The organism is Aquitalea sp. S1-19 (assembly GCF_024343515.1).
Genome location: NZ_RJTZ01000322.1, coordinates 1 through 974, shown reverse-complemented (window position 1 = coordinate 974; position 974 = coordinate 1). Strand labels below are relative to the sequence as shown.

The 974-nt window shown below is 57.1% G+C and carries 2 protein-coding genes; both read left to right on the top strand.

Translation table 11 applies throughout. The features are described from left to right. Nucleotides 1-607, top strand: a 607-nt coding sequence (locus EGI20_RS18790) for a glycosyltransferase (protein ID WP_498633220.1), incomplete at its 5' end; no start/stop codon positions are given. Next, on the top strand, nucleotides 600-974 hold a 375-nt coding region (locus EGI20_RS18785), incomplete at its 3' end, for an acyltransferase (RefSeq protein WP_498633218.1). The genes EGI20_RS18790 and EGI20_RS18785, both read left to right, overlap by 8 nt.

Here is a 974-nt window from a genome sequence, read left to right as displayed (position 1 = left end):
TCGTCTGGGGGTTGATGCCGCGTATGGCCTGCCGGCCAGCCTTCCTGCAGAGAGCTTGCGGCTGCTATGCGTCGGCCGGCTATGCCCGGCTAAGGGGCAGCATCTGTTGTTACATGCAGTGGCACGGCTGCGTCGTGCAGGGATTAAATTGTCGCTGTTGATGGTCGGTAACGGGCCGACAGAGTTGTCTTTGCGTGCCGAGGTGGGACAGCTTGGGCTTGACTGTGTTCATTTTGCCGGGGCGCTGGGAAGAGAGGCAGTCAGGCACAGCTATTCGCAAGCCGATGTATTTGTTCTGCCAAGTTTCGCCGAAGGGGTGCCGGTTGTATTGATGGAAGCGATGGCAAGTGGCCTGCCTTGCGTGAGCACTCGTGTCGCCGGTATTCCTGAACTCCTTATTGATAACCAAACAGGTTTACTTGTACCGCCTGGTGATGAGGACGCACTGTTTGAGGCGCTTTGGCGGCTTGCAAGCAGCCCCGATTTACGCAGTCGCTTAGGGGCACATGCACGCGCCTGGGTGCGAGAACACTATGCTTTTGAGCGTAATCTGGACCAACTGGCAGGCTGCCTGCTGGCGATAGGTCGGGAGGGAAAGCATGCTTGAACGTGTCAAGAGCTGGATGCGGGCGTGCTTGCGCCGGCAGGCGCTGGAACGAAATCAGCTGGTCTGGTTGTACCGGCGGGTTTGTCGGCCACATGGAGCCGAGTGGGCCGACTATCTGCGTATGCATGGCGGATTACACCGGATAGGGGCGCTTTGCGAGATCAATATGAACGTCACGATCACTGATCCTGCCTATGTTTGCCTGGGACGTAATGTCCATCTATCGGGTTGCACGCTATTTGGTCATGACGGTAGCGTCGGCATGGTCAATGCAGCGTTGGGACTTGAGCTTGACCGGGTTGGCAAGGTTGATATTCGGGACAATGTATTTATTGGCCATCAGGCCGTGATTTTGCCGGGTGTGACC